Genomic DNA, 3150 nt, shown 5'->3' with positions numbered 1-3150 from the left:
GTACATCGGCGTCGACGTCGACGGCCCGTACAAGCCGGACCACTACCGCTACTGATCCCCGCGGATCGCAGCACCCGTCAGTCCGAGTCAGGCCCCCGGCACACCTGCCGGGGGCCTGCCCCGTGCGCACGCACGACCCGCGAACGACCCAGGGAGTACGCCATGCCCCGCGGCCGCTACTCGCTCCACGACCCGCACGACCACACCCCCCTCGGCGAGGAGCACTTCCACTGCGCGCCCGGCCCCTCCGGCTGGCGCTACGTCTCCCAGCTCACCGCCCCGAACGGCGACCACCGGGGCTCCGTGGACCTCGCCGTCGACGAACTCGGCCGCCCCATCCGACTGGAGGCCAACGCGTCCAGCTGGCAGGTCCGGGGCGCCGCCATCGACGGCGTCACCTGGATCCGCACCGACCCCGCCGGCGCCGAGGCGACCGAGGGCAACGTCCGCGCGCCGGGCTTCACCGGCACGTCACCGGCCTTCCTCGTCGCGACGGCCCGCCTGCTCCGCCCCGCCGCGGGCGCCCCCGCCACCCGCGTACGGCTCGTCGCTCTCACCGACCCGGTCCTGGCCCCCCGTACGGTCGACCAGGCCTGGGCCCTGCTCCGGCGCGAGGAGCACCCCACGGACAGCGGCCCGCTGCTGGTGGACACGTACGAGGTCAGCGCCCTGGACACCGGCGAGGTGCACACGGTCCACATCGCCGGGGACGTCGTCCTCTCGGCACCGGGCATCGAGCTCGAACACCTGGAGACCCCGCCCTCGACGTTCCCGGACCCCGCCGACTAGGCGGGCGGCGCGAACCCGCCGCGGTTGCGCGGCGCCTCCGGCGCCGGGGGCCCGGCGGGGGCGGTGTACACGGGAACGGCCGGCGGAGCCGCCGGGGCGACCCCATCCGGAACGGGAGCCGTAACCGGGACCGGAGCCGCAACCGGGACCCGGCCCGGCGCGCCACCCGCAAGCCCGTGGCCCAAGCCCGGCACCGCGCCCGCGAAGGCCCGCGCCGCGTCCCGCGACTGCCGCTCGTGCACCACGGCCATCAGGTACGCGGCAGCCGGCACCCCGGCCGGCGGCGGCGTACCGGTCCGTGCCACCAGGTCGTCCGCGAGCTTCGCGGCCATCGCCGCGCCGACGTGCGGATCCAGCTGGGACATCCGCGTCAGGTACTGGCGTATCGCGAGCCACAGCCCGTCCGGCACCGCCGACAGGTCCAGCCCGGCGAACCGGCCGGCCAGCCACGGGGGCGGCGGCGGAACCGGCGTGACCCGCGCCCCGGGCACCCGCTCCCGCACCACCAGCGTCCCCGCGAACACGTCCCCGACCCGCCGCCCCCGCTCGGACACGAGCGAGGCGATGCACGCCACGGACCCGAACGTCATCAGCAGCTCCACGACCCCCATGGACCCGCGCACCAGCGCGTGCCGGAAGCGGATCGGCCCGCCGTCGTCCCGTACGACCCGCAGCCCGCAGGCCAGCTTCCCGAGCGAGCGCCCGTGGCTCAGCGTCTCCACCGCGATCGGCACACCGACCACCAGCAACAGCCCGCTCGCGACCGCCACCGCGGCCTGGGCGGCGTCGTCCAGAGTGGACATCGAGTACGCCAGCCCGATCATGACCACCAGATAGGTGAGCAGGTAGACGACCAGGTCGAGGACGTACGCCAGCGCCCGGCTCGGCACCCTCGCGGGCCGCAGCCCCAGGACGACCGCGTCCCCCGTCACCAGTTCGCTCACCGCAACACCCTTCACCTGACCTGACCCGCCCCGTCGGCATCCAGTCTGCCAAGCTGAACACATCAGGAGTAGGCAGAAACTGGGGACCTGGGGCAGGGGAGCGGCAACCGGATGGATCTCGACGTCTTCGTGACGGCACACCGTGCGGAATGGGACCGCCTGGAACAGCTCCTGGGCCGCGGCCGAGGCCTCACCGGCGACGAGGCCGACGAACTCGTCGCGCTCTACCAGCGCACGTCGACGCACCTCTCCCTGATCCAGTCCAGCGCCCCCGACCCGATGCTCACCGGCCGGCTGACCCAGCTGGTCGCCCGCGCCCGGGCGACGGTGACGGGCACCCGCCGCGCGAGCTGGCGCGACGCGGCCCGCTTCTTCACCGCCGGCTTCCCCGCCGCGGTGTACCGCAGCCGCCGCTGGTGGATACCGACCGCGCTGCTCTCCACGGCGGTCGGCGTGCTCATCGGCTGGTGGATCGCGACGCATCCCGAGGTCCAGGGCGCGATCGGCGCCCCCGAGGACCTGAAGGCGCTCACCCGGCCGGGCGGCGAGTACGAGACGTACTACTCCAGCCACCCCGCGGCCTCGTTCGCGGCCCAGGTCTGGACGAACAACGCCAAGGCGGCGGCGATGTGCCTCGTTCTCGGCGCCTTCCTGGGCCTGCCGGTGCTCTGGATCCTGTTCCTGAACATGGCCAACGTCGGCGTGGGCCTCGGCCTGATGTCGGCCGCCGGCCGGCTCGACGTGTTCCTCGGCCTGATCCTCCCGCACGGCCTGCTCGAACTGACGGCGGTCTTCGTCGCCGCGGGTACGGGCCTGCGCCTGGGCTGGACGGTCATCGACCCGGGCCCGCGCACCCGCCGCACGGCCCTCGCCGAACAGGGCCGGGCCGCCCTGGGCATGGCGCTCGGCCTGGCGGTGGTCCTGTTCGTCTCGGGCCTCATCGAAGGCTTCGTCACCCCGTCCGGCCTGCCGACCTGGGCCCGCATCCTGATCGGCGTAGCCGCCGAGGCGGCCTTCCTCGTCTACGTGTACGTCCTGGGCGGCCGCGCCTCCCGCGCGGGCGAGCTGGGCGACGTCGAAGCCGCCGACCGGACGGCGACGCTCCCCACCGCGGCCTGATGTGCGTACGGGCCCGCTGAGCTGCTAGTCTCCTCGTCGTCCCGCAAGGACCGTTGACACGGGCCGAGCGGGGAGGTAGATTCGAACGGTTGCCTCGAACTGGACAAGTTCGGCAGCGATGGTTTAAGGTCTCTCTCGCCCCAGGGAATTGAATTCCAGCGGGGCCGCATTCGACTCCTCATCACAGGAATCCGAAGCCGGGAAATCCGGTGGAAATCTTCTGATAGAGTCGGAATCGCCGGAAAGGGAAAACGCGAAAGCGAATACCTGGAAAGCGAATCCCGCTTCGACCGGGAAT

Annotated in this window: 3 protein-coding genes; 2 read left to right on the top strand and 1 reads right to left on the bottom strand. The window is 73.1% G+C overall.

Annotated features, from left to right (window positions below):
* Positions 1–162: 162 nt before the first annotated feature.
* Positions 163–789: a hypothetical protein gene (locus ACFWW8_RS38335; RefSeq protein WP_386537510.1), complete on the top strand. Its 627-nt coding sequence runs from the start codon at positions 163–165 to the stop codon at positions 787–789.
* Here the strand turns inward: ACFWW8_RS38335 and ACFWW8_RS38330 are convergent.
* Positions 786–1733, bottom strand: coding sequence for an RDD family protein (locus ACFWW8_RS38330; protein WP_386537508.1), 948 nt, complete (start codon positions 1731–1733; stop codon positions 786–788). The two genes, ACFWW8_RS38335 and ACFWW8_RS38330, sit on opposite strands and share 4 nt — an antisense overlap.
* Positions 1734–1844: 111 nt before the next feature.
* On the opposite strand from ACFWW8_RS38330, the gene ACFWW8_RS38325 reads away from it, so the two are divergent.
* Positions 1845–2852: a stage II sporulation protein M gene (locus ACFWW8_RS38325; RefSeq protein WP_386537506.1), complete on the top strand. Its 1008-nt coding sequence runs from the start codon at positions 1845–1847 to the stop codon at positions 2850–2852.
* The last annotated feature ends 298 nt before the right edge of the window (positions 2853–3150 follow it).

This window comes from Streptomyces sp. NPDC058701, from assembly GCF_042715295.1.
GTDB lineage: Bacteria > Actinomycetota > Actinomycetes > Streptomycetales > Streptomycetaceae > Streptomyces.
The sequence above is the reverse complement of the archived record's forward strand: the minus strand, read 5'-3'. Positions and strand labels throughout refer to the sequence as shown.